The sequence below is a fragment of the Synechococcus sp. RC10A2 genome, assembly GCF_047502605.1.
Genome location: NZ_JANSHP010000033.1, coordinates 1 through 756, shown reverse-complemented (window position 1 = coordinate 756; position 756 = coordinate 1). Strand labels below are relative to the sequence as shown.

At 56.0% G+C, this 756-nt stretch carries 1 protein-coding gene; it reads right to left on the bottom strand.

Annotated elements, in window-relative coordinates:
* A partial coding sequence (locus NW848_RS03565; protein WP_414510460.1) for a transposase occupies nt 1-755 on the bottom strand: 755 nt, incomplete at its 3' end.
* Nucleotide 756: the final 1 nt, after the last annotated feature.

The window sequence follows — 756 nt, the reverse complement described above, 5'->3', positions numbered from 1 at the left end:
TCAAAAGCCAGTGCCGCACCAATAGCCTGGGCATCCCTGACCAAGGTTTTGCTGATGTTATGGTTCAGCCATGTCTGGTAGCGCCGTTCTCTCCCAGAGAGCCTTCTCAGCAGCCTCCTAGAGCTGCGAGTGCGTTTGGATTGAACCTTGGCGCGTACACGGCTGAACCGGTCACGGACGGCCTGGATGTGTTCTCCACTCCAAGAGCGCCCGTTGCTAGCGGTGGCGATATCCCGCCTGCCCAAGTCAACTCCGATTACCTTTGGAGTTTTACCGGTCGGGGGAGTGTCCAACTCAACCGCAATGTTGATGTAGTAGTCCCCTTGCTTGGTCTTGGACAGAGTAGCGCTGGTGGGCGTTTGCCCCCGCAGCAAAGCGATTTGATAACCGCCAATCTTGAGCTTGAGCCAAACCCGTCCGCTCATCAGGGTCACGCCCACGGCTTGGTCGGACTCTCGGTACTTAAAAGTACGAGCGTCCAAAGTCAGACTGGTGGGGCGAAACTTGTGGACTTGCTTCACCGCCTTGGCATTGCTAATCACCCGACGGAGCGCCTGACAGACGTGGTTGGCTTTCAGCCCCGTTGCTGCCCTTACCGGCCGATAGACCAAGTGGTGCAGCTTGGCGGTGTTCCAGCAGTTCTTTTGTTTGGCGGTGTCGAGAATCTGGTTGCAAGCATTCGCAAAGCCCTGCAAAGTGCGGTCAATTTCTTGACGCAACTCTTGTGGGACTATCAGCTTGCAACGTACAGAGATA